Source organism: Tropicimonas marinistellae, assembly GCF_001509585.1.
GTDB lineage: Bacteria > Pseudomonadota > Alphaproteobacteria > Rhodobacterales > Rhodobacteraceae > Tropicimonas > Tropicimonas marinistellae.
In genome coordinates this window covers 349,140-370,206 of record NZ_LNCI01000004.1, presented here as the reverse complement: position 1 = coordinate 370,206, position 21,067 = coordinate 349,140, and the positions used below count along the sequence as shown (strand labels likewise).

19 protein-coding genes are annotated in these 21,067 nt (G+C 63.5%); 9 read left to right on the top strand and 10 right to left on the bottom strand.

The features are described from left to right. Positions 1-65: 65 nt before the first annotated feature. The 10 genes from ARC39_RS10580 to ARC39_RS10535 all read right to left on the bottom strand — a co-directional run bounded on the left by ARC39_RS10580 (position 66) and on the right by ARC39_RS10535 (position 8,326). The gene (locus ARC39_RS10580) at positions 66-914 is read right to left on the bottom strand and encodes an urea carboxylase-associated family protein (protein ID WP_068114155.1); all 849 of its coding nucleotides are present in this window, start codon (positions 912-914) and stop codon (positions 66-68) included. A 234-nt stretch (positions 915-1,148) separates the two neighbouring features. Then, positions 1,149-1,928 (bottom strand): succinate dehydrogenase iron-sulfur subunit, encoded by a 780-nt coding sequence (locus ARC39_RS10575; protein WP_068114153.1) that lies wholly within the window; start codon positions 1,926-1,928, stop codon positions 1,149-1,151. An 82-nt stretch (positions 1,929-2,010) separates the two neighbouring features. Continuing rightward, positions 2,011-2,427, bottom strand: coding sequence for a hypothetical protein (locus ARC39_RS10570; protein WP_068114150.1), 417 nt, complete (start codon positions 2,425-2,427; stop codon positions 2,011-2,013). Beyond that, positions 2,427-4,232, bottom strand: coding sequence for a succinate dehydrogenase flavoprotein subunit (gene sdhA / locus ARC39_RS10565; RefSeq protein WP_068114147.1), 1,806 nt, complete (start codon positions 4,230-4,232; stop codon positions 2,427-2,429). Before sdhA ends, ARC39_RS10570 begins: the two co-directional genes overlap by 1 nt. Before the next feature lie 14 nt (positions 4,233-4,246). After that, positions 4,247-4,636 carry a succinate dehydrogenase, hydrophobic membrane anchor protein gene (locus ARC39_RS10560; RefSeq protein WP_068114145.1) on the bottom strand — a complete coding sequence of 130 codons (390 nt, stop codon included), beginning with the start codon at positions 4,634-4,636 and terminating at the stop codon, positions 4,247-4,249. Between the two features lie 13 nt (positions 4,637-4,649). Then, positions 4,650-5,045, bottom strand: a complete 396-nt coding sequence (gene sdhC, locus ARC39_RS10555) for a succinate dehydrogenase, cytochrome b556 subunit (RefSeq protein WP_068114143.1) — start codon at positions 5,043-5,045, stop codon at positions 4,650-4,652. A 601-nt stretch (positions 5,046-5,646) separates the two neighbouring features. Next, positions 5,647-6,678 (bottom strand): MaoC family dehydratase, encoded by a 1,032-nt coding sequence (locus tag ARC39_RS10550; protein ID WP_068114140.1) that lies wholly within the window; start codon positions 6,676-6,678, stop codon positions 5,647-5,649. A 2-nt stretch (positions 6,679-6,680) separates the two neighbouring features. Further along, the gene (locus tag ARC39_RS10545; protein ID WP_068114139.1) at positions 6,681-6,884 is read right to left on the bottom strand and encodes a DUF1737 domain-containing protein; all 204 of its coding nucleotides are present in this window, start codon (positions 6,882-6,884) and stop codon (positions 6,681-6,683) included. A 4-nt stretch (positions 6,885-6,888) separates the two neighbouring features. After that, on the bottom strand, positions 6,889-7,446 hold the full coding sequence (locus ARC39_RS10540; RefSeq protein WP_068114135.1) for an NnrU family protein: 558 nt from the start codon (positions 7,444-7,446) through the stop codon (positions 6,889-6,891). Between the two features lie 10 nt (positions 7,447-7,456). Beyond that, a complete protein-coding gene (locus ARC39_RS10535) occupies positions 7,457-8,326 on the bottom strand; it encodes an HpcH/HpaI aldolase/citrate lyase family protein (RefSeq protein ID WP_068114133.1) in 870 nt (289 codons plus the stop codon). A 491-nt stretch (positions 8,327-8,817) separates the two neighbouring features. Between ARC39_RS10535 and mdh the strand changes: the two genes are divergently transcribed. From mdh to ARC39_RS10490, 9 genes are all read left to right on the top strand, one after another. Next, the gene (gene mdh / locus ARC39_RS10530) at positions 8,818-9,780 is read left to right on the top strand and encodes a malate dehydrogenase (protein ID WP_068114127.1); all 963 of its coding nucleotides are present in this window, start codon (positions 8,818-8,820) and stop codon (positions 9,778-9,780) included. A gap of 214 nt (positions 9,781-9,994) precedes the next feature. After that, positions 9,995-10,750 carry a sulfite exporter TauE/SafE family protein gene (locus tag ARC39_RS10525; protein ID WP_236545229.1) on the top strand — a complete coding sequence of 252 codons (756 nt, stop codon included), beginning with the start codon at positions 9,995-9,997 and terminating at the stop codon, positions 10,748-10,750. Between the two features lie 260 nt (positions 10,751-11,010). Next, positions 11,011-12,213, top strand: coding sequence for an ADP-forming succinate--CoA ligase subunit beta (sucC, locus tag ARC39_RS10520; protein ID WP_068114122.1), 1,203 nt, complete (start codon positions 11,011-11,013; stop codon positions 12,211-12,213). 63 nt (positions 12,214-12,276) lie between these two features. After that, positions 12,277-13,428 carry a hypothetical protein gene (locus ARC39_RS10515; protein ID WP_068114119.1) on the top strand — a complete coding sequence of 384 codons (1,152 nt, stop codon included), beginning with the start codon at positions 12,277-12,279 and terminating at the stop codon, positions 13,426-13,428. Continuing rightward, a complete protein-coding gene (locus ARC39_RS10510) occupies positions 13,425-14,429 on the top strand; it encodes a hypothetical protein (protein ID WP_149866383.1) in 1,005 nt (334 codons plus the stop codon). The genes ARC39_RS10515 and ARC39_RS10510 overlap by 4 nt, the downstream gene beginning before the upstream one ends. 12 nt (positions 14,430-14,441) lie before the next feature. Further along, positions 14,442-15,323 (top strand): succinate--CoA ligase subunit alpha, encoded by an 882-nt coding sequence (gene sucD / locus ARC39_RS10505; RefSeq protein ID WP_068114114.1) that lies wholly within the window; start codon positions 14,442-14,444, stop codon positions 15,321-15,323. A 178-nt stretch (positions 15,324-15,501) separates the two neighbouring features. Beyond that, complete coding sequence (locus ARC39_RS10500) at positions 15,502-18,453, top strand: 2-oxoglutarate dehydrogenase E1 component (RefSeq protein ID WP_068114110.1); 2,952 nt, start codon at positions 15,502-15,504, stop codon at positions 18,451-18,453. 4 nt (positions 18,454-18,457) lie between these two features. After that, a complete protein-coding gene (odhB, locus tag ARC39_RS10495) occupies positions 18,458-19,969 on the top strand; it encodes a 2-oxoglutarate dehydrogenase complex dihydrolipoyllysine-residue succinyltransferase (RefSeq protein ID WP_068114106.1) in 1,512 nt (503 codons plus the stop codon). A gap of 137 nt (positions 19,970-20,106) precedes the next feature. Beyond that, positions 20,107-20,976, top strand: a complete 870-nt coding sequence (locus ARC39_RS10490) for a sulfotransferase family 2 domain-containing protein (RefSeq protein ID WP_068114105.1) — start codon at positions 20,107-20,109, stop codon at positions 20,974-20,976. Positions 20,977-21,067: the final 91 nt, after the last annotated feature.

The window sequence follows — 21,067 nt, the reverse complement described above, 5'->3', positions numbered from 1 at the left end:
GAGGGGCGCCGTCGTGGGGCGTCAGGCACGCGGGGCATGCTGCGACGGTCTCGCCAACCGCCGTTTCAGCCGTTCGGCAGGCCGTGGCTCCCGTCGTAGCCATTGAGCTGCGGTTCGGGCCAGGGCGGGGCGCCTGCGGGCGGCGCGAAGACCTCCACCATCAGCGGATAGCAGGCGGCGGTATCCGAGGAGTGTTCGGCCGAGCAATCGCCGCCGGGGCAGGCCGAAAGCGCGCCGAGGAGCGGGATCTCGGCGATAAACTCGATGTAGTCACCGGGTCGGACCGGGCTGGCCTTCATGAAGTATTGCCCGGTGTCGCGGGTGAAGCCGGTGCACATGAAGACATTGAGCACATCGTGGACATGGGCCTCGGCCGCCGCCAGCGGCAGACCGGTTTCCGAGGCAAGGGCGCGGATCAGGTTGGAATGGCAGCAATGGTGATAGGGATCGCCGCCCAGGAGCGTATTGGTGTAGGGGTCACAGCGGGTGCCGATGACATCGTGGACCGATCCGCCGTGGGCGTCGATCCCGTACCAGTCGAGCGTGTCCTGCAGGATCGTCGCCATGGGGCGCAGATAGGGAAAGACGGACCACATCCGGTCGCCGGTTGTGAGGTGCGTGCCGTGGAGGGCGCGCGTCTTGCCGGAATAGAAGCGCTCGGAGAGATCGTTCGCATTCCACAGGTTCAGATCGCCGACCTGGGGACCTTCCACGCAGGTGATCCGGAAGGCGCCGCCGGCCGGGACGCGGAAGCAGCGCGCGTCTCGCGGCGGAACGATCACGGTATCGGACGGTCCCAGGCGGGCGCGATGCGCTGCCATGGCGGCCGGATCGGGGCGCGGCAGCGTGGTGTCGGGATAGCAGATGACAGGTGGGATCGCGCGGCGGGCGTTGGCGTCGGCAGGGGCTTTCATGGCGGCTCCGAAGGTGGCATGCGCGCCGAGACTGGCCGCGACGGCAGGGTTCCGCAAGGGTGGGGCGGCAACTGAATCGCACCGCTGCCGGCGCTGGTGCGTGACCGATCCTCTCCCGGAAGATGATGCCTCCGGCAAGGGGTCGGGCGCCAACAAGAGGACCTGAGACGAGAAAGGCCCGGGGCAAGCGCGCGCGCCCCGGGCCTTTGTCCATTGCTTTGCCTGCCGTAGCGGTTAGTGCAGCCGTTCCTGCGCCATCAGCCGGATCTCGGCGATTGCCTTGCCGGGGTTCAGGCCCTTCGGGCAGGTCTGGGTGCAGTTCATGATGACGTGGCAGCGGTAGAGCTTGTAGGGGTCCTCGATGTCGTCGAGGCGCTCGCCGGTGGCCTCGTCGCGGCTGTCGATCAGCCAGCGGTAGGCGTGCAGCAGCGCGGCCGGGCCGAGGTAGCGGTCGCCGTTCCACCAATAGGCCGGGCAGGAGGTGGAGCAGGAGGCGCAGAGGACGCATTCATAGAGGCCGTCGAGCTTGGCACGGTCCTCGGGGCTTTGCAGCCATTCCTTCTCCGGCGCCGGGGTCTTGGTTTCCAGCCAGGGCATGATCGAGGCATGCTGGGCGTAGAAGTGGGTGAGGTCCGGGACGAGGTCCTTGACGATGGGCATGTGCGGCAGGGGGTAGATCTTGATGTCGCCCTTCTGGTCGTCGATGCCCCAGATACAGGCCAGCTTGTTGATGCCGTTGATGTTCATTGCGCAGGAGCCGCAGATACCCTCGCGGCAGGAGCGGCGGAACGTCAGCGTCGGGTCGATCTCGTTCTTGATCTTGATCAGCGCGTCCAGGATCATCGGACCGCAATCGTCCAGGTCGATGAAATAGGTATCGAGCTGCGGGTTTTTCCCGTCATCCGGGTTCCAGCGGTAGATCTGGAACTTGCGCACGTTCTTGGCGCCTTCCGGCTTTGGCCAGGTCTTGCCGACCTTGATCTTGGAGTTCTTGGGGAGGGTGAATTGAACCATAGGTCACCTCAGCTTTCCGCGTGCGGTCCATGTGCCGCCGCAAGGCTTGGGTTCGAAGAAGGGGCGAGGGGTGCGCCGCATGTCAGCGCCGCGCCCACTGGCAATAGAGATCGCCTTTGTACAGGATCGACGGATTGCGGCCGCAATCGACGCGGGCGTAGCCGCCCGGCGCGCGGATGGAGCGGACGACGGTCCGCTGCCTCGCGGTGAGACGGCCTTCCGCCGGCAACAGCCCGAGCCGCTGGGCGGCACAGGTGTTGATGGCATCCGCATCCATGTAGGTCACGCGATCATATGGAACGATCCGCACCGACATTTCGGTGTCGGTGGGAGAGACTTTGCCCTGTTCCAGCCAGGCCGAGCCGCCAACGCCACGTACGCGTTTGCAGTCCAGGATCGCCGAACGCTGTTCTTCGACGGTTCCCATCGCTGGGGCCGTTCCCGGCAGGACGACGATCAGTGCAATTGCGGCTGTCAGCAGCTTGACCCGGATGGACATCAGTAAACCCTCGCTTTCGGTGCAATCTTCGCTATGTCGATTCCACCTTCGGCTTCGGTCGTCAGCGGGTCAAGATGCACGGGGCGATAGGTGAGGTTCACGTCCGGCCCGTCGACCACCGCCAGCGTGTGCTTGCGCCAGTTGACGTCGTCGCGGTCCGGGTAGTCCTCGTGGGCATGCGCCCCGCGGCTTTCCTTGCGCGCCTCGGCACCCACGATGGTCGCCATTGCACAGGGCATGAGGTTGCTGAGTTCCAGCGTTTCCATCAGGTCGCTGTTCCAGACCAGCGAGCGGTCGGTGACCTTGATGTCGTCCAGCTTGGCGGCAACCGCCTTCATCTTCTCGACACCCTCGGCGAGGGTCTTGTCGGTCCGGAAGACGGCGGCATCCGATTGCATGGTGCGCTGCATCTCGTCCCGCAGGTCCGCGGTCGTGATGGAGCCGTCGGCGTAGCGGAACTTGTCGAATGTTCCGATGGCCGCATCGAGGCTCGCCTGGTTCAGCTCCGGGTTCGGCGCTTCGGGGTCGACAACCTCACCGGCCTTGATGGCGGCGGCGCGGCCGAAGACCACGAGGTCGATCAGCGAGTTGGAGCCAAGACGGTTGGCGCCGTGCACGGAGGCGCAGCCGGCTTCGCCAACGGCCATGAGGCCCGGCGCGATGGCATCGGGGTTGTCGGCCGTCGGGTTCAGCACTTCGCCCCAGTAGTTCGTCGGGATACCGCCCATGTTGTAGTGCACCGTCGGAAGCACGGGGATCGGCTCCTTGGTCAAGTCCACCCCGGCGAAGATCTCGGCGCTCTCGGTGATGCCCGGCAAGCGCTCGGCGAGCGTTTCGGGGGGCAGATGGTTCAGGTGCAGATAGATGTGGTCCTTGTTCGGGCCGACGCCGCGACCGTCGCGGATCTCTATCGTCATGCAGCGCGAAACCACGTCGCGCGACGCCAGATCCTTGTAGGTCGGCGCGTAGCGTTCCATGAAGCGCTCGCCCTCGGAGTTGGTGAGGTATCCGCCCTCGCCGCGGGCGCCTTCGGTGATCAGGCAGCCCGAGCCGTAGATTCCGGTGGGGTGGAACTGCACGAACTCCATGTCCTGAAGCGGCAGGCCCTGACGGGCGATCATCGCGTTGCCGTCGCCGGTGCAGGTATGCGCCGAGGTGGCGGAGAAATAGGCCCGGCCGTAGCCACCGGTGGCCAGCACCACCATCTTGGCGTTGAAGGCGTGCAATGTGCCGTCGTCGAGTTTCCAGGCCAGGATGCCCTGGCAGGACCCGTCTTCCGACATGATGAGGTCGGTGGCGAAGTACTCGATGAAGAATTGCGCGTCGTTCTTGACCGACTGGCCATAGAGCGTGTGCAGGATGGCGTGGCCGGTCCGGTCGGCGGCGGCGCAGGTGCGCTGCACCGGGGGGCCTTCGCCGAACTCGGTGGTATGGCCGCCGAAGGGCCGCTGGTAGATCCGGCCTTTTTCGGTGCGGGAGAAGGGTACGCCGTAGTGTTCCAGCTCATACACCGCCTTGGGCGCCTCGCGGGCGAGGTACTCCATCGCGTCGGTGTCGCCGAGCCAGTCGGAGCCCTTCACGGTGTCGTACATGTGCCACTGCCAATGGTCGGGACCCATGTTGGAGAGCGAGGCGGCGATGCCGCCCTGCGCGGCGACGGTGTGCGAGCGGGTCGGAAAGACCTTCGTCACGCAGGCCGTCTTGAGCCCCTGTTCGGCCATGCCGAGCGTTGCCCGGAGGCCGGCGCCGCCGGCCCCGACGACGACAACGTCATAGGTGTGGTGGGTGATATCGTATGCGGTCATTTCTTTCTCCCAGCTCAGCCGGCGATCATGGAGGCGATCAGGATCTTGGCCAGGGCAAAGAGACCCAGGCCACAGAAGAACCAGCCAAGCGCGGTGGTGATGATCATCCCGGCGAAGTCCCAGCCGTGCGGGACGTAATCCTCGAACACCTTCTTGATGTTGAAGCGCCAGTGATACGTGGTCGAGACCACGAAGAGGGCGATGATGACGAAGTTGAACGGCCGTGTGAGCCCTTCGACGACGACCTCGTAGGGGGCGCCGATGAGCGGCGCGATGCGGAACAGGAACAGGACAACCAGTGCGGTCATCATGTAGGAGCTGGTGGTGACTTCGAGCTGGTGCTCGGCGCCATGGGCGAGCGATCCCTTGCCTTCGGCGCGCTTGCGGTCGGTCAGGTATTGCATGGAACCCTCCGGATCAGACGATAAGCAGGACGATCGAGGTCAGCACTGCGCCGACGACGGATCCGATTACGAGAAACCAGCCGAGTTTCTCGGCTGTCTCCAGTTCCAGGCCAACGGCCTCGTCCCAGATGATGTGCCGGATACCGCCCAGCATGTGATACCACAGAGCCCAGATCAGACCGAACCAGACCAGCTTCGCCAGCCACCATTTCGTGAGCCAAGCAATATTCGCTTCGTAGGCTTCCGGACCGGCCGCGGCAGCCAGTAGCCACCACAGGACGAGGAGGATTCCGACCGTCATCCCATTGCCGGTAATCCGGATCAGGATCGAGCTGACCATGAGGATGTGCGGCTTGTAGATCTGGAGGTGGGGCGACAGGGGGCGGTTCCCCCGGTTCACGTCTGCCATGAGATCTGGCTCCCTTTGATAGCGCGGGGCAGGGCCCGCCTTTGCCCTGTTCTCTAATACATTCGTGGGCGGTGTCACGTGTATGCGGACCGAATCGGCGCGGTTAATTGGCGCAATACGGGTCAAAGTCGGGATTTGTGATCACGGCCAATGAAGTGTGATCACAAATTAGGTGCGGGGTGCCGCGCGCGATAGGTGTCGTGTCGCGAAATTGTCCATTGGGCCCCGAATCGACAAAAAACCGCGTGAAATGGCGTTCTGAGGCGCCCGAATCTCGGAATCGCGTCGGATCGAGAGGCTGCGCCGAATCATGTCGGTGACACGCATCTGGGGCAGGTGCAGGGCGCCGGGCGGGAAGGGAGAGGCGATGCGAGACAAGGGATGCCGACAAATCATGGCGGGTATGGTGCCAACACCGGACGGTGGACGGCGTTCCATCAGTGCGGGCTGCCTTCAAACTCTGCCGACCACGATGAAATACCTGCGATATATCCGAATGCTATCGGCAGACGTGCCGACCCACGCTCAGAGCGATCGAGCGGGCCGTTCCCATCGCGTTGAACAGGAGAGCACGCTGTTCCGGCGTGCCCCTGGTTCATCTCTAGACTGGCATCAGGGCCCAGTAATCCAGGTCGAGCAGGACTTCGGGCAGATACTTGCCATTGTCGCCCTTCAGGCGGAATGGCGCGCCGCCCTTCATGGCGACGAGGCGCAGGCGGATTGCACCGACGCCGGGGGCGGAGGTCTCGGCCTTGTCCAGAACCTCCGACCACGCTTTCACCGTGTCGCCGGCGAAACAGGGGTTGGCATGGGCGCCAGCGTTGAGCCCGACGATCAATTGCGCATTCGCGAGCCCGTTAAAGCTCAGCGCCCGCGCCAGCGAGATGACATGGCCGCCGTAGATCAGCCGCTGGCCGTCGGGGCGGAAGGTGGCGTCGAAATGGACCTTTGCCGTGTTCTGCCAAAGCCGGGTGGCCATCATGTGCTCGGCTTCTTCAATGGTTACGCCATCGACATGGTCGATCTGCTCGCCGACGTCGTAGTCGCCCCAGCGGTGCGGTTCACCGGCAAGCGCGAAATCGTAGCCGGTGAAATCCAGCCCCTCGGGAATGGCAAGATCGGATGCGGATACGGCCTCCGCGAGGTCCGGCAGGACCGTCTCCGGTGCCGGCGCTTCGAGGTCCCCCTTGCGCACCATCACCCAGCGGACGTACTCCAGCACCTTTTCATCATTCTGGTTGCGCCCGGTGGTGCGGACATAGACGACGCCGGACTTGCCGTTCGAATTCTGCTTCAGGCCAATGACCGTGCTCTCCGAGCGCAATGTGTCGCCGGCATGGACCGGCGTCAGGAACCGCCCTTCCGCGTATCCGAGGTTGGCGACCGCATTCAGCGAGATATCCGGTACGGTTTTGCCGAAGACGGTGTGGAAGGTGATCAGATCGTCCATCGGCGCCGCGGGCAAGCCGCAGGCGCGGGCAAATTCATCCGAAGAGGCGAGGGCATGACGCGCCGGGTAGAGCGCGTGATAGAGCGCCCGCTCGCCGCCCGATATCGTGCGCGGGACGGCGTGACCGATGGTTTCACCCAGCCGGTAGTCTTCGAAGAATCGGCCGGGGTTCGTCTTGGCCATGGCTATTGCTCTCCCAGTTTGAGATCGGGGCTGTAGGTGCCCGACACATCCTTCACCACGGCCTGACCGCACCGCATCACGCCGCGTGCAGCGTCAAAGGCATAGGTCGGGTCGCCGTGAAGGTGCCAGCCCTTGTTCAAAGCCTCGGTGACCTTGTGGCAGAAGGCTGACGTGTCGTCCTCGGTCAGAAATCGGAAGAGTCTCATTGGCTCATGCTCCGAACACCGGGTAGCCGAGCCAGCCGTGTACGAAACCGATGACCAGCAGTATTACCACGGACCCGGCAAGGAATATCCCGTCCTTTGCGATGCTGCCCGGTTCCGGCGGTGTCCAATCCGGTTCGGCGCGGTTGATCAGAACCGGCGCGACCAGCGACCAGCCCAGAAGCCCGCCGAAGAGCAGAATGGACGCGAGATCACCGTTGACGAGGAGGTGCGCGCCGGCCCAGAGACTGAAGCCTGCCAGCATCGGGTGGCGCATGCTGTTGAGCAGCCGGCCGCGTTTCGGCGCGGGCGACATCATATAGATCGCAACCAGTACCAGCAGGTTGTTGAGGTGGCGCAAAAAGGACGGTGGCGACCAGACTTCCACGAATGGGGCGGCCCGAAATCCGATGACCATCAGCACGATGGAGGCGACCAGCCCGGCCGTCACCATTCCAGCGGCCTGCTGGTCGGGCATCATCGCCCGCTTTTCCGGTGCGACGCGTTTGAATAGATGCGCGCCCCACCAGAGCGCGACGCCGAGAACGAGTAGAATCCAGCCCATTGGGGCCTCCTCATGCCATGTTCGCTATGGCCTCCGCTTTCGCCAGCGTGGCCTTCGCCGTCACGATATGCAGATTCTCGACGATCTTTCCATCGACGACAGCAACGCCAAGCCCCTTGGCCTCTGCCTCGTCGAAGGCGGCGATCTGGCGGCGCGCCAAATCGACCTCTTCCTCACTTGGTGCAAAAACCTCGTTGGTGACAGCCACCTGCGCGGGGTGGATCAGCGTCTTGCCGTCCATTCCGAGGTCGCGGCCCTGCTCACACTCGGCGCGCAGGCCGTCGTCGTCCTTGAAGGCATTATAGACACCATCCAGGCAGACGATCCCCGCCGCACGCGCCGCGAGCAGGGAGGTTTGCAGAGACGTCTGCAGGGGCAGCCGGTCGGCGCGGAAGCGGCAGTTCAGATCCTTGGCGAGGTCGTTCGTCCCCAGTACGAAGCCGCTCATGCGGGGCGCCGTGGCGATCACATGCGCGTGCAGCACACCGCGCGGCGTTTCGATCATGGCCCAGATCTGGGTGTCGGCGCAGGCCGGGTGCGCATCGAGTTTCTCGGCCACCTCCGTGACCTGTCCGATGCTCTCCACCTTGGGCAAGAGGATTGCCTGGGGGCCGATCTCCATAACGGCAAAAAGATCCGCATCGCCCCATTCGGTCTCCGCCCCATTGACGCGAACGATCTGTGCGCGTGCGCCGTAGCCTCCGTCGGACAACGTTCGCGTCAGCAGCGCGCGCGCGTTGGCTTTCTCCTCCACGGCGACCGCATCCTCGAGATCGAAGATGATCGCATCCACGGGCAACGTCTTCGCCTTTTCCAGGGCGCGTTCCTTGGAACCGGGGATGTAGAGCACCGAGCGATAGGGGCGGGCGGCAAGATCCATGAGACTCTCCTGACGTTTCGCCTCCGGCAGAGACCACACCTTTTCAGGCCGCGCAAGATATGAAATGCCGCACCGCGGAAAACGCAAGAAACGTGCGCAGGCGAAGGTGTCGCTGCCTGCATCCCGGGACGGCGATCCGTTGGAGTTGACCTACCGTTAACCGTTTCTCCGGCACAGTCGTGTTCCGGTCCGGAGGGAGCTTCCGATGCGCATTCGCAGAATCGTCCGTTTGTTCAGTCTCGTCCTCGTGGTCGTTGCCGCCGTTTGGTCCGAGGCGGCTGCGGAATTCGCACACGCGCCTGAAAAAGAGGCGTCGGCGGAAGCGTCGCGGGTGCGAGCGCAACGCGAAGGAGCGGTCTGACACATCATTGTGCGCATCTGTATGCATCGGGAACAAGTGCATCCTTGTGCCGCGCTGACGTGACCTTGCGCGTTGCCCGCCAAATGGCTAGGCACGGCGCCGAACTCAACCAAACCCAGGGAACACGAACATGGCCAGACCCAAGATTGCCCTCATCGGTGCCGGGCAGATCGGCGGTACGCTCGCGCATCTCGCCGCGATGAAAGAACTTGGCGACGTTGTCCTCTTCGACATCGCCGAAGGCACTCCGGAAGGCAAGGCGCTCGATATCGCCGAGTCCGGCCCCTCCGAAGGGTTCGACGCCAAGCTGAAGGGCACGCAGGACTACGCCGATATTGCCGGGGCCGATGTCTGCATCGTCACCGCCGGTGTGCCGCGCAAGCCCGGCATGAGCCGCGACGACCTGCTCGGGATCAACCTCAAGGTCATGAAGTCGGTCGGCGAGGGCATCCGCGACAATTGCCCCGACGCATTCGTCATCTGCATCACCAACCCGCTCGACGCGATGGTCTGGGCGCTGCAGCAATTCTCCGGCCTGCCGACCAACAAGGTCTGTGGCATGGCTGGCGTGCTGGATTCTGCCCGCTTCCGCCACTTCCTCAGCCTCGAATTCGACGTCTCCATGAAGGACGTCACCGCCTTTGTGCTGGGCGGCCATGGCGACACGATGGTTCCGTCGGTGCGTTACTCCACCGTTGGCGGCATCCCTCTGCCGGATCTGGTCGAGATGGGCTGGACCACGCAGGAGAAGCTGGACGCGATCGTGCAGCGTACCCGTGACGGCGGCGCCGAGATCGTTGGCTTGCTGAAAACCGGCTCTGCCTATTACGCGCCTGCCACGTCCGCCATCGAGATGGCCGAGGCCTACCTCAAGGACCAGAAGCGTCTGCTGCCTTGCGCTGCCTATTGCGATGGCGAGCTGGGTCTGAAGGACACCTATGTCGGCGTGCCGACCATCATCGGTGCCGGCGGTGTCGAGAAGGTCGTCGACATCAAGCTGTCCAAGGAAGAGCAGGCGATGTTCGACAACTCCGTCAACGCGGTGAAGGGCCTTGTCGAAGCCTGCAAGGGGATCGAGCCGTCGCTGGCCTGATCCAGCGCACCTGAAACACACGTGAACACGCCGCAGCTGGGATACCGGCTGCGGCGTTTTCGTATCGGGTCGCCCGGGTAATCCACCGCAATACCGGGCGTGCGGTGCTTCGGAGATTTCCGGGCACAGGCATCGGGTGCGAGCACCGTTGCTTGCACCCTGCGAGGCGGGCCCATAGAACGAGTCCGTTGGCCGCCCTTTCGGAGATGACCTGTTGGAATACTGGATTGTGGCCGGTCTCGCGGCGTTCCTGATGGGCCTGTCCAAGGGCGGCATTCCGATGATCGCCTTGTTGTCGGTGCCGTTGATGTCGCTCTTCATGGATCCGGCGCATGCCGCCGGTCTTCTCTTGCCGATCTACATCGTTGCGGATTGGTATGCCGTCTATCTGTTTCGCAGGGCGTTTTCCGCGCGCAATCTGAAAATACTCCTGCCCGGTGCGATTGGCGGCATCCTGGTCGGATTCTTCGCGGTCTCCTACGTGCCGGGCGATGCGGTCAAACTGCTCGTGGCCGGGATTGGGCTGTCCTATCTCGTCAGCGCGCTGCGTGACAGGTTCTCGAAAGGAGAGCCGCGCGTTCGGCCGGCCGACGTTCCGCGCGGGCTCTTCTGGGGCTCCTTGGCGGGATTGACGAGCTACGTCTCGCACGCGGGCGGCCCACCCTTTCAGGCCTACGTCTTGCCACAGCGTCTCGACAAGATGGTCTATCTCGGAACGACGACGATCTTTTTTACGGTGGTCAATCTGATGAAGATGCCGCCGTTCATTCTTGCCGGGCAAGTCACGTGGCATAGCCTGTCCCAGGCGGCCTGGCTTGCGCCGCTGGCAATCGCGGGGGCCTGGAGTGGTGCGCGCATCTCGCGCTGGTTGCCGGAGCGGGTATTCTTCCTGCTGATCGAGGTCGCGCTTGCGCTCGTCTCCGTGAAACTCCTCTACGAGGTCGTCGTCAGCCAAGTATCACCGGTGTGATCGCACCCCCGGCCTGCCCGTTTGCGGGGGCTGGGAACCGGCATATCAGACGCAATTCACCTAGTCGCTGTGCCGGGTGATTCTCTTTCGCGCTGACCGCAAAGTACCCACGTGGATGCATTTGTGATCACGCTTATTTCCCCTGTGATCACAAAGGGCATTTTTTTGGGTCGGATTGCGCTAACGCCCCCATAAAAGAGTTTGAATGTACACGCTGGCATGCCAAGCAGGCAAAAATCGCAGCAAGACGGGACAAGTTCATGAACATCCATGAATACCAGGCGAAAGCTCTGCTTCGCGACTATGGCGCCCCGGTCAGTGATGGCCGCGTCGTCCTGAAGGCCGAAGAGGCCAAGACGGCAGCCGGAGAACTCGACGGTCCGCTTTGGGTCGTCAAGGCTCAGATCCATGCCGGTGGTCGCGGCAAGGGCTCCTTCAAGGAGGCCGATGCCGGTGAAAAGGGCGGGGTTCGCCTTGCCAAGTCGGTCGAGGAAGCCGCCGACGAAGCCAAGAAGATGCTCGGGCGCACGCTGGTGACGAAGCAGACCGGCGATGCCGGCAAGCAGGTCAACCGGATCTACATCGAGGACGGCTCGGGCATCGACCGCGAACTCTACCTGGCCCTGCTGGTCGATCGCGCCACGTCGCGCGTGTCTTTCGTTGCCTCCACCGAAGGCGGCATGGACATCGAGGAAGTTGCGGAATCGACGCCGGAGAAGATCCTGTCCTTCTCCGTCGATCCGGCAACCGGCTACCAGCCGTTCCACGGTCGCCGCATTGCCTTCATGCTCGGTCTCGAAGGGCCGCAGGTAAAGCAATGCGTGGCGCTGATGGGGACCCTCTACAAGCTCTTCACCGACAAGGACATGGAGATGCTGGAGATCAACCCGCTGATCGTCACCGACAAGGGCGATCTCAAGGCGCTCGACGCCAAGATGGGGTTTGACGGCAACGCAATCTACCGCCACCCGGACATCGCCGCCCTGCGCGACGAGACGGAGGAGGACCCGAAGGAACTCGAAGCCTCCAAGTTCGACCTGAACTATATCGCCCTCGATGGCGAGATCGGCTGCATGGTGAACGGCGCGGGCCTGGCGATGGCGACGATGGACATCATCAAGCTCTATGGCTCGGAACCGGCGAACTTCCTCGACGTGGGCGGCGGGGCGACCACCGAAAAGGTCACGGAAGCCTTCAAGATCATCACGTCGGATCCGAACGTGAAGGGCATCCTTGTGAACATCTTCGGCGGCATCATGCGCTGCGACGTGATTGCCGAGGGCGTCGTGACCGCCGTGAAAGAGGTCGGACTCGAAGTGCCGCTCGTGGTGCGCCTCGAAGGCACCAATGTCGAGAAGGGCAAGGAGATCATCAATACGTCCGGCCTGAACGTGATCGCTGCGGACAACCTCAAGGACGGGGCCGAGAAGATCGTTGCAGCTGTGAAATCGGCGGCTCAGTAAGGCACCGAAACCTGCAACCGGGGATGGCCCTGGTCGGGCCTCCCCAAACGGAAAGAACCGGACATGCGCGCAGTCGTACATATCGGCCTTCCAAAGACTGGAACCACCTCGATTCAGGGGTGGCTCCAGAGGAATGCCAGCCGACTGCCGGAGCGCGGCGCGGCCTACGACCGCATTCATTATCCGGGTAAGACGTGGCGGCGCGCACAGGTGGAGATCGCAATCTGCCAGATGGATCGTGCCGGCCGCCTTTTTCCAAAAGAGCACGGACAGACTCGCAAGGTGTTCGGCCTGACGGACCTGCGGGCGCAGGCATCGGTCGCGGCGGCCTACACCGAGACGTTTCGCGAGGCTGTGGGCGCCCATCCCGATGCGACCTGGGTCTTCTCCTGCGAAGACCTGGGGACTCTCTCGCGAACGCCGGAACTCGTGCGCGCGCTCGACGACTGGATGGGGCAGTTCTTTTCCGACATCCGGTACCTTTGCTACATCCGGCGCCAGGAAGATCGGTTGCTCAGCCGGTACTCACAGGTTCTGCGACAGGGATCGACCCAGACCCTCGACGGGTTTCTTCGGAACGCCTCCGGTTGGGATTACTTCGAACTCGCGCAAACCTGGGTCAACGGTGTTGGGCGCGATCGTTTCAGTCTGCGGTTGCTCGAACCGGATGCGCTTGCGGGCGGCGATCTCGTCGCTGATTTCGCGCAGGCAATCGGCATCGATCCGTCGGGCCTGCCCGTTCCGCCGCGCGCAAACGAGGCGCTCAGCGTTGGGGTGGCGGAGTTCCTTCGCCGGGCAAACATATGCCTGAAGGAACGCGGAATACGCCGGCGCCCGGATGTCGAAAAGCGTCTGCGAGAGGTCGAGAAAACCCTCATGAACAGCGCGGTTTCGGATCGCCGGTTGGCGTTGTCCGCCGCGCAGGTCGATCAAATCCGGCGCGCGAACGCGCAAAGCAACGAGAAGCTGCGCGCCGCCTTCTTTCCTGAGCGCGATGCATTGTTCCCCCCCACGTCCGCTGCCAGTTGCTCCAAGTCCGAAGGGGGCACCGACGCGACGCAGGACATGGCCGACATCGCTCTGCAACTTGCGTTTGGGGATCTCGATGGCTTTGGCGTCGCTCCTGCGGGTTCCGTCTCGGGAAAAGCCCGTGCGGTCCAGAATTCCGGTGAAAATGGATCAACGCATCGCCGCCGCGAACAGGTGCTGCAATGAGGGCGATGTTCCATATCGGACGGCCGAAAACGGGCTCCACCACGCTGCAGATACTGTTGGCGGAAAATCGGCAAGTCCTGGCAGAACGCGGATATCTCTACGATCGGATCGTGGAGGAAATCTCCAGTCAGTGGGAATTTCCGATCGCGGCACTGGCCAGTCTGGGGCATCTGCCGCCCGATCCGTTCGTTCGCCGGGTTGTCGGTATCGATGACCTGAAGGCGGCCAGACGCTATTCCGACACGATGATGCGCCGTTTCGAGGCGGGGCTCGCAAACGCGGGTCCGAACATCCACACCTGGATTGCGTCAAGCGAACATGTCTGGCCATACGTCTTCGACGCGGAGCGGATCGCCGCGTTTGATGAGATGTTGGGCCGGAACTTCGATGAGGTAACATACATTGTCTATCTCCGCCGGCAGGAAGACCTCCTGCCGAGCGCCTATTCCGAGGCTGTCCGCCGCGGCGTGGACAAGACCTTTGACGAATTTGCCGAGAACTTCCTGCAGCGCGGGCACGGCGACCACATGCGAAACCTGCGCCAATGGATCAAAACCGTTGGCAAGGATCGCCTGGTCGTTCGGATTCTGGAGCGGGATGCGCTGGCGGGCGGCGATCTGGTCGAGGACTACTGCGAGATCCTCGGGACGCCCTCGGACGGGCTCGTTCGCCCACAATTCCGCAATCCGTCGCTGACCAGGAAATCGCTGGACGCGTTCCTTCTGATCAACCGGCACATTGCCTCCGACGAGACGTTGGATGAGGCGCTTCAGTCGCTGAGAGCGGCGCTTTGCCAGGCGGCAGAGCAATGGGGCGCTGACGGTGCACCGCTGGAGGTGACGCCGGAACGAGTTGCCGATGTCCGGAACAGGCTCGCGCCCAGCAACGAAGAAGTGAGAAGGCTCTTCTTTCCGGACCGGGCCGAGCTTTTTCCATCCAACCACCCCGAAGGTGCCGCAGCGCTCCGAGCGGGACAAATCGCCATTGACGCTATCAACTGAGAAGAGACCACCATGGCCGTACTTGTAGATGAAAATACCAAGGTTATCTGTCAGGGCTTCACGGGAAGCCAGGGCACCTTCCACTCCGAGCAGGCGATAGCCTACGGCACGAAGATGGTCGGCGGCGTGACGCCGGGCAAGGGGGGAATGGAACACCTCGGCCTGCCCGTGTTCAACTCCGTTCATGAAGCCAGGGCCGTGACAGAGGCGAATGCGTCGGTGATTTACGTTCCGCCCCCGTTCGCGGCGGACTCGATCCTTGAAGCCATCGATGCCGGGATAGAGCTTGTCGTCTGCATTACCGAGGGTATTCCGGTACTTGACATGATGAAGGTGAAACGCGCCCTGGCAGACAGCGACACGCGCCTTATCGGCCCGAACTGCCCCGGGGTGATAACGCCCGATGCCTGCAAGATCGGCATCATGCCCGGTCATATCCACAAGCGCGGTTCCGTGGGTGTTGTCTCCCGCTCCGGCACGTTGACCTACGAGGCCGTCGCCCAGACGACTGCTGCGGGCCTTGGCCAGTCCACCTGCGTCGGCATCGGCGGTGACCCGATCAAGGGGACCGAGCACATCGACGTGCTGGAGTGGTTCCTTGCCGACGACGAAACCGAGTCGATCATCATGATTGGCGAGATCGGCGGTTCCGCCGAGGAGGAGGCCGCGCAATTCCTGGCCGATGAGGCAAAGAAGGGCCGCTCCAAGCCGTGCGCGGGTTTCATCGCCGGCCGCACGGCGCCTCCGGGCCGTCGCATGGGCCATGCCGGCGCCATCGTCGCCGGCGGCAAGGGCGGTGCAGAGGACAAGATCGAAGCCATGCGCTCCGCCGGTATTGTCGTCGCCGAAAGCCCCGCGCAACTTGGCGAAGCGGTGCTCGAAGCAATCGGGTGATGTACCGCTCCTTGGGAGGGGAGCATGACATGACCATTTCAGAAGCGTCGCGAACGTGCTTCTCTTGTCCAGACACTGTCCCGGGCCACCCGCAATGGCCCGGGGTAAGGCCGTTCCAAGCCGCCCGACCCGTCTCCTGCCGCATCGTTGCGGCCAAACATAACTCGAAGGTGCCAACATGACCGAGCACAGCAAGAACGACATCTTCCATGCCTCCAGCTTTTTGCAGGGGCACAATGCCGAATACGTCGAGCAGCTATACGCACGCTACTCCTCCGATCCGGAATCGGTGGACCAGGCCTGGGCGGAGTTCTTTCGGCAATTGGGAGATGCGGAAACCGAGGTGCGTGCCGAAGCGACCGGACCCTCCTGGGCGCGGCACAGTGGCTACGTTGCCGACGAACTGACGGCGGCGCTGACGGGGGAATGGCCGGCTGACGAGGTCAAGGACGCGGGCAAGAAGATCAAGGCCAAGGCGAAAGAGCAGGGCGTCGAGGTCTCTGACGAGCAGGTCAAACGGGCGGTTCTCGACTCGATCCGCGCATTGATGATCATCCGTGCCTACCGGATCCGGGGGCATCTCGTGGCAGATCTCGACCCGCTCGGCATGCGTGACGCCACCCCGCACCCGGAGCTCGATCCGGCGTCTTACGGCTTTACCGATGCCGATATGGACCGGCCGATCTTCATCGACAATGTGCTCGGCCTGCAGATGGCCTCGATGCGGCAGATCGTGGAGATCGTGAAGCGCACCTACTGCGGCACGTTTGCACTGCAGTACATGCACATCTCCGATCCGGAACAGGCCGCGTGGCTGAAGGAGCGGATCGAGGGGTTCGGCAAGGAAATCCAGTTCACCCGCGAAGGTCGCCGTGCGATCCTCAACAAGCTGGTGGAGGCCGAGGGTTTCGAGAAATTCCTGCATGTCAAATACATGGGCACCAAGCGCTTTGGTCTCGACGGCGGGGAATCGCTGATCCCGGCGATGGAGCAGATCATCAAGCGCGGCGGCGCGCTCGGCGTCACCGACGTGGTGATCGGCATGCCCCACCGCGGCCGCCTGAGCGTGCTGGCCAATGTGCTGATGAAGCCCTACCGCGCGATCTTCAACGAATTCCAGGGTGGCAGCTTCAAGCCCGACGACGTGGACGGCTCGGGGGACGTGAAATACCACCTCGGCGCCTCTGCCGACAGGGAGTTCGACCAGAATTCCGTTCACCTGAGCCTGACCGCAAACCCCTCCCACCTGGAGGCGGTGAACCCGGTGGTGCTCGGAAAATCCCGCGCCAAGCAGGATCAGAACGGCGATCTGACACGCAAGACGGTGATCCCGGTGTTGCTGCATGGCGATGCGGCCTTCGCCGGGCAGGGCGTGGTCGCCGAGTGTTTCGGTCTGTCGGGTCTGAAAGGCCACCGCACGGGCGGGACGATCCATATCGTTGTCAACAACCAGATCGGCTTCACCACCGCGCCGCACTTCTCCCGCTCTTCGCCGTACCCGACGGACAATGCGCTGGTTGTGGAAGCGCCGATCTTCCACGTGAACGGGGACGATCCGGAGGCCGTGGTGCATGCCGCGAAGGTGGCCACCGAGTTCCGGCAGAAGTTCAACAAGGACGTCGTGATCGACATCTTCTGCTACCGCCGCTTCGGGCACAACGAGGGTGACGAGCCCATGTTCACCAACCCGATCATGTACAAGCGGATCAAGAAGCATAAGACGACGCTTCAGCTTTACACCGAACGGCTGGTGCAGGACGGGCTGATCCCGGAAGGCGAGATCGAGGACATGAAGGCCGCCTTCCAGGCCCATCTGAACGAGGAGTTCGAGACCGGCAAGGAATTCAAGCCGAACAAGGCGGACTGGCTCGATGGCCGCTGGTCCCACCTGGATCGCCAGGGCGATCAGTACCAGCGTGGTCAGACGGCGATTTCGGACGAGGCTTTCGACGAGGTCGGCCGTGCGCTCACGGGGGTCCCGGACGGGTTCCCGCTCCACAAGACGGTCGGCCGTCTGCTCGATGCGAAGAAGCAGATGTTCGACAGCGGCGAAGGATTCGACTGGGCGACGGGGGAGGCACTGGCCTTTGGCTCGCTGCTCAACGAGGGGTATCCCGTCCGTCTTGCCGGGCAGGATTCCACGCGCGGTACCTTCTCGCAGCGTCATTCGGGTTTCACCAACCAGGAGACGGAAGAGCGTTACTACCCGCTCAACCATATCCGGGAAGGACAGGCACAATACGAGGTCATCGACTCGATGCTCTCAGAATATGCCGTGCTCGGCTTCGAGTATGGGTATTCGCTGGCCGAACCGAATGCGCTTACGCTCTGGGAAGCCCAGTTCGGCGACTTCGCCAACGGCGCCCAGATCATGTTCGACCAGTTCATCTCCTCCGGCGAGAGCAAGTGGCTCCGGATGTCCGGACTGGTGATGCTGTTGCCGCACGGGTTCGAAGGGCAGGGGCCGGAGCACTCGTCGGCGCGCCTTGAGCGGTATCTGCAACTCTGCGGACAGGACAACTGGATCGTTGCCAATTGCTCCACGCCGGCGAACTACTTCCACATCCTGCGCCGCCAGTTGCACCGCAGCTTCCGCAAGCCACTGGTGCTGATGACTCCCAAATCGCTGCTGCGCCACAAGCTGTGCATCAACACGCGGGAGGACTTCACCGAAGGTTCTTCGTTCCACCGCGTGCTTTGGGACGATGCCGAATACGGCAATTCGGAAACCAAGCTCCAGCCCGACGACCAGATCAAGCGCGTCGTCATGTGTTCGGGCAAGGTGTACTTCGACCTATTGGAGGAACGCGACGCCCGTGGCATCGACGACATCTATCTGCTGCGTATCGAGCAATTCTATCCTTTCCCGGCGATCTCGCTCGTCAAGGAACTGGAACGGTTCAAGGGCGCAGAGATGGTGTGGTGCCAGGAAGAGCCCAAGAACCAGGGCGCCTGGACGTTCATCGAGCCCAATATCGAATGGGTCCTGACCCGCATCAAAGCCAAACACAGCCGCCCGACCTACGCGGGCCGGTCGGCCTCGGCCTCGCCCGCGACGGGTTTGGCGAGCCAGCACAAAGCCCAGCAAGCCGCGCTCATCGACGAAGCGCTGACCATCGAAGGAAAGTAAAACAATGACCATTGAAGTCCGCGTGCCCACCCTGGGCGAGAGCGTCACCGAGGCCACTGTTGCCACCTGGTTCAAGAAGCCCGGCGATGCCGTCGCTGTCGATGAAATGCTCTGCGAGCTTGAGACCGACAAGGTGACGGTCGAAGTACCGGCCCCGGCGGCTGGAACGTTGGGAGAGATCGTTGCCGGTGAAGGCGACACCGTCGGTGTGGACGCGCTGTTGGCCACGCTCGCCGAGGGTGCCGGCGCCGCGCCCGCGGCCGCGCCCGCCGCAGCCGCCCCGGCACCGGCTGCCGAGCCCGCTCCCGCATCCGGAGCTTCCGAGGTCGACGTCATGGTGCCGACCCTCGGCGAAAGCGTCACCGAAGCGACAGTTTCCACCTGGTTCAAGGCGGTGGGCGATGCGGTGTCGCAGGATGAAATGCTCTGCGAGCTGGAAACCGACAAGGTCTCCGTCGAGGTGCCCGCGCCTGCGTCCGGTGTCCTGAGCGAGATCACGGCGCCGGAAGGCGCGACGGTCGATGCGACCGCCAAACTCGCGGTCATTTCCGCCGGGGCTGGCGCTGCTACGGCACCCGCCGCCGCGGCGCCGGTCGCGGAAGCCGCGCCCGCGCCGGCACCGGCTGCCAAGGACGTTGCCGATGCGCCTTCCGCACGCAAGCTGATGGCAGAGAAGGGAATCGACCCGGCCGCCGTGCAGGGCTCCGGCCGCGACGGGCGGGTGATGAAGGAAGACGTACTCAAGGCGTTGACCGCCCCGGCCGAGAAGCCCGCCGCCCCCGCCGCGCCGCGCGCCCCGGTTCCGGCCGAGGATGCCGCCCGCGAGGAGCGGATCAAGATGACCCGCCTGCGGTCCACCATCGCCCGCCGCCTGAAGGACGCGCAGAACACCGCCGCGATCCTGACCACCTATAACGAGGTGGACATGACGGAAACGATGGCCCTGCGCTCCCAGTACAAGGACGAGTTCGAGAAGCGGCACGGTGTTCGCCTTGGCTTCATGTCGTTCTTCACCAAGGCCTGCTGTGCCGCGCTCAAGGAGGTGCCCGAGGTCAACGCGGAGATCGACGGCAACGAGATCGTCTACAAGAACTTCGTCCATATGGGTATTGCCGCGGGCACGCCACAGGGCCTCGTCGTCCCGGTTATCCGTGACGCCGACGCGATGTCGTTCGCCGAGATCGAGGCCGCCATCGCCGAAAAGGGCAAGCGCGCACGGGACGGCAAGCTTTCCATGGCGGAGATGCAGGGTGGTACCTTCACCATCTCGAACGGTGGCGTCTACGGCTCGCTGATGTCTTCCCCGATCCTGAACCCGCCGCAGTCGGGCATCCTCGGCATGCACAAGATCCAGCAGCGCCCGATGGTGGTGAACGGCGAGATTGTCGCCCGCCCGATGATGTACCTCGCGCTGAGCTACGATCACCGCATCGTCGACGGCAAGGGCGCCGTGACCTTCCTCGTGAAGGTCAAGGAAGCGCTGGAGGATCCGCGCCGTCTGCTGATGGATCTCTGAGGGCACCCTGCTCTTGAGCTGAGCCCACAGACACGACCGACGCGTTGCGCCCCGCAGACCAGGGCGCAACGCCCCTCGCGCAACGAGATCGGACATCCAGCTTCCCGTCCGACGCAACTGTTCCGAACCAGACGCCCATGACGCTCGATTCGCCCGCATCGCCCCAGGTTTTCTTCCGGCCGGTCCCGAACTGGAAGCGCCAGCAACGTTTGGCCGAGGCCGCGTTGGACACCCTGGACGGTGCGTTCCCGGATCTGAAGCGGACGCAGGATTACCTGAATTACATTTTCACACCGGTCGATGGCGCCTGGGCCTTCCGGCCCAATGGTAAAACCGGCACCACGACCACGCTGTATTTCCTGTTCCACCTGGAATTCGGCGTGCCGCTTACGGCGAATGTCGAGGACAACGTCGGCATGAACCCGGATCAGGCGGGGCACAATCTGGCCGATGCGCGGGTTTTTTCGACCCTGATCGCACGCGCCGATGGGCGCCCGCCGCTTGAGGTTCTGCAAGGAGCCTTGCGGCTGACGACGGTGCGGCACCCCATGGAACGCGCCCTTTCGGGGTTCCTCTACCTCTGTAAATCGGATGGATTGCGAAGCCCGCGCTTTGCCCGGCAACGTCTGCGGATGAACGCCCTGGCCGGGTTCGACTGGGAGCGACACCCGAACACTCCCGAGGGGTTCGTGCGGTTTCTGGAGTATCTGCAGATCGAACTGGACCAGGCACTCGCGATGCAGATGGATTCTCACTTCAGGCCCCAGGTCGACAATATCCGGCCCGATGTTTTCCGCCCGGACCTCGTGGGGCGGACAGAGAACATGGCCGCGTTTCTGACTGAGATTGCGGACCGCCTGTCGCGACCGGTTCCATCTGACTACGATCTGGAGGCCGCCCGCAATGTGGCCCCAAAGGCCGCGCCGCTGGTTCCCGATGCGGCCGCGCGCAGGCTCGTGGCCGATATCTTCGCCCGCGATTTCGAGGAGTTCGGCTATGTGCTCTGAGCGCGCTCCGATCCCCGTGTTACCCGAACATTTCCCGGCGGGCGGTCGATTGACCGCTTCGACCCCGGCGAGCAGGCGCAGTGGCGCCGAA

Excerpts from the sequence above, each read along its gene's own strand:
- mdh (WP_068114127.1), top strand. The coding sequence starts at position 8,818 with ATGGCCAGACCCAAGATTGCCCTCATCGGTGCCGGGCAGATCGGCGGT.
- ARC39_RS10515 (WP_068114119.1), top strand. The coding sequence starts at position 12,277 with ATGCGCGCAGTCGTACATATCGGCCTTCCAAAGACTGGAACCACCTCG.
- ARC39_RS10550 (WP_068114140.1), bottom strand. The coding sequence starts at position 6,678 with ATGGCCAAGACGAACCCCGGCCGATTCTTCGAAGACTACCGGCTGGGT.
- ARC39_RS10500 (WP_068114110.1), top strand. The coding sequence starts at position 15,502 with ATGACCGAGCACAGCAAGAACGACATCTTCCATGCCTCCAGCTTTTTG.
- ARC39_RS10540 (WP_068114135.1), bottom strand. The coding sequence starts at position 7,446 with ATGGGCTGGATTCTACTCGTTCTCGGCGTCGCGCTCTGGTGGGGCGCG.
- ARC39_RS10510 (WP_149866383.1), top strand. The coding sequence starts at position 13,425 with ATGAGGGCGATGTTCCATATCGGACGGCCGAAAACGGGCTCCACCACG.
- ARC39_RS10570 (WP_068114150.1), bottom strand. The coding sequence starts at position 2,427 with ATGTCCATCCGGGTCAAGCTGCTGACAGCCGCAATTGCACTGATCGTC.
- ARC39_RS10535 (WP_068114133.1), bottom strand. The coding sequence starts at position 8,326 with ATGGATCTTGCCGCCCGCCCCTATCGCTCGGTGCTCTACATCCCCGGT.
- ARC39_RS10560 (WP_068114145.1), bottom strand. The coding sequence starts at position 4,636 with ATGCAATACCTGACCGACCGCAAGCGCGCCGAAGGCAAGGGATCGCTC.
- ARC39_RS10490 (WP_068114105.1), top strand. The coding sequence starts at position 20,107 with ATGACGCTCGATTCGCCCGCATCGCCCCAGGTTTTCTTCCGGCCGGTC.
- sdhA (WP_068114147.1), bottom strand. The coding sequence starts at position 4,232 with ATGACCGCATACGATATCACCCACCACACCTATGACGTTGTCGTCGTC.
- ARC39_RS10545 (WP_068114139.1), bottom strand. The coding sequence starts at position 6,884 with ATGAGACTCTTCCGATTTCTGACCGAGGACGACACGTCAGCCTTCTGC.
- sucD (WP_068114114.1), top strand. The coding sequence starts at position 14,442 with ATGGCCGTACTTGTAGATGAAAATACCAAGGTTATCTGTCAGGGCTTC.
- ARC39_RS10580 (WP_068114155.1), bottom strand. The coding sequence starts at position 914 with ATGAAAGCCCCTGCCGACGCCAACGCCCGCCGCGCGATCCCACCTGTC.
- odhB (WP_068114106.1), top strand. The coding sequence starts at position 18,458 with ATGACCATTGAAGTCCGCGTGCCCACCCTGGGCGAGAGCGTCACCGAG.
- ARC39_RS10575 (WP_068114153.1), bottom strand. The coding sequence starts at position 1,928 with ATGGTTCAATTCACCCTCCCCAAGAACTCCAAGATCAAGGTCGGCAAG.
- sdhC (WP_068114143.1), bottom strand. The coding sequence starts at position 5,045 with ATGGCAGACGTGAACCGGGGGAACCGCCCCCTGTCGCCCCACCTCCAG.
- sucC (WP_068114122.1), top strand. The coding sequence starts at position 11,011 with ATGAACATCCATGAATACCAGGCGAAAGCTCTGCTTCGCGACTATGGC.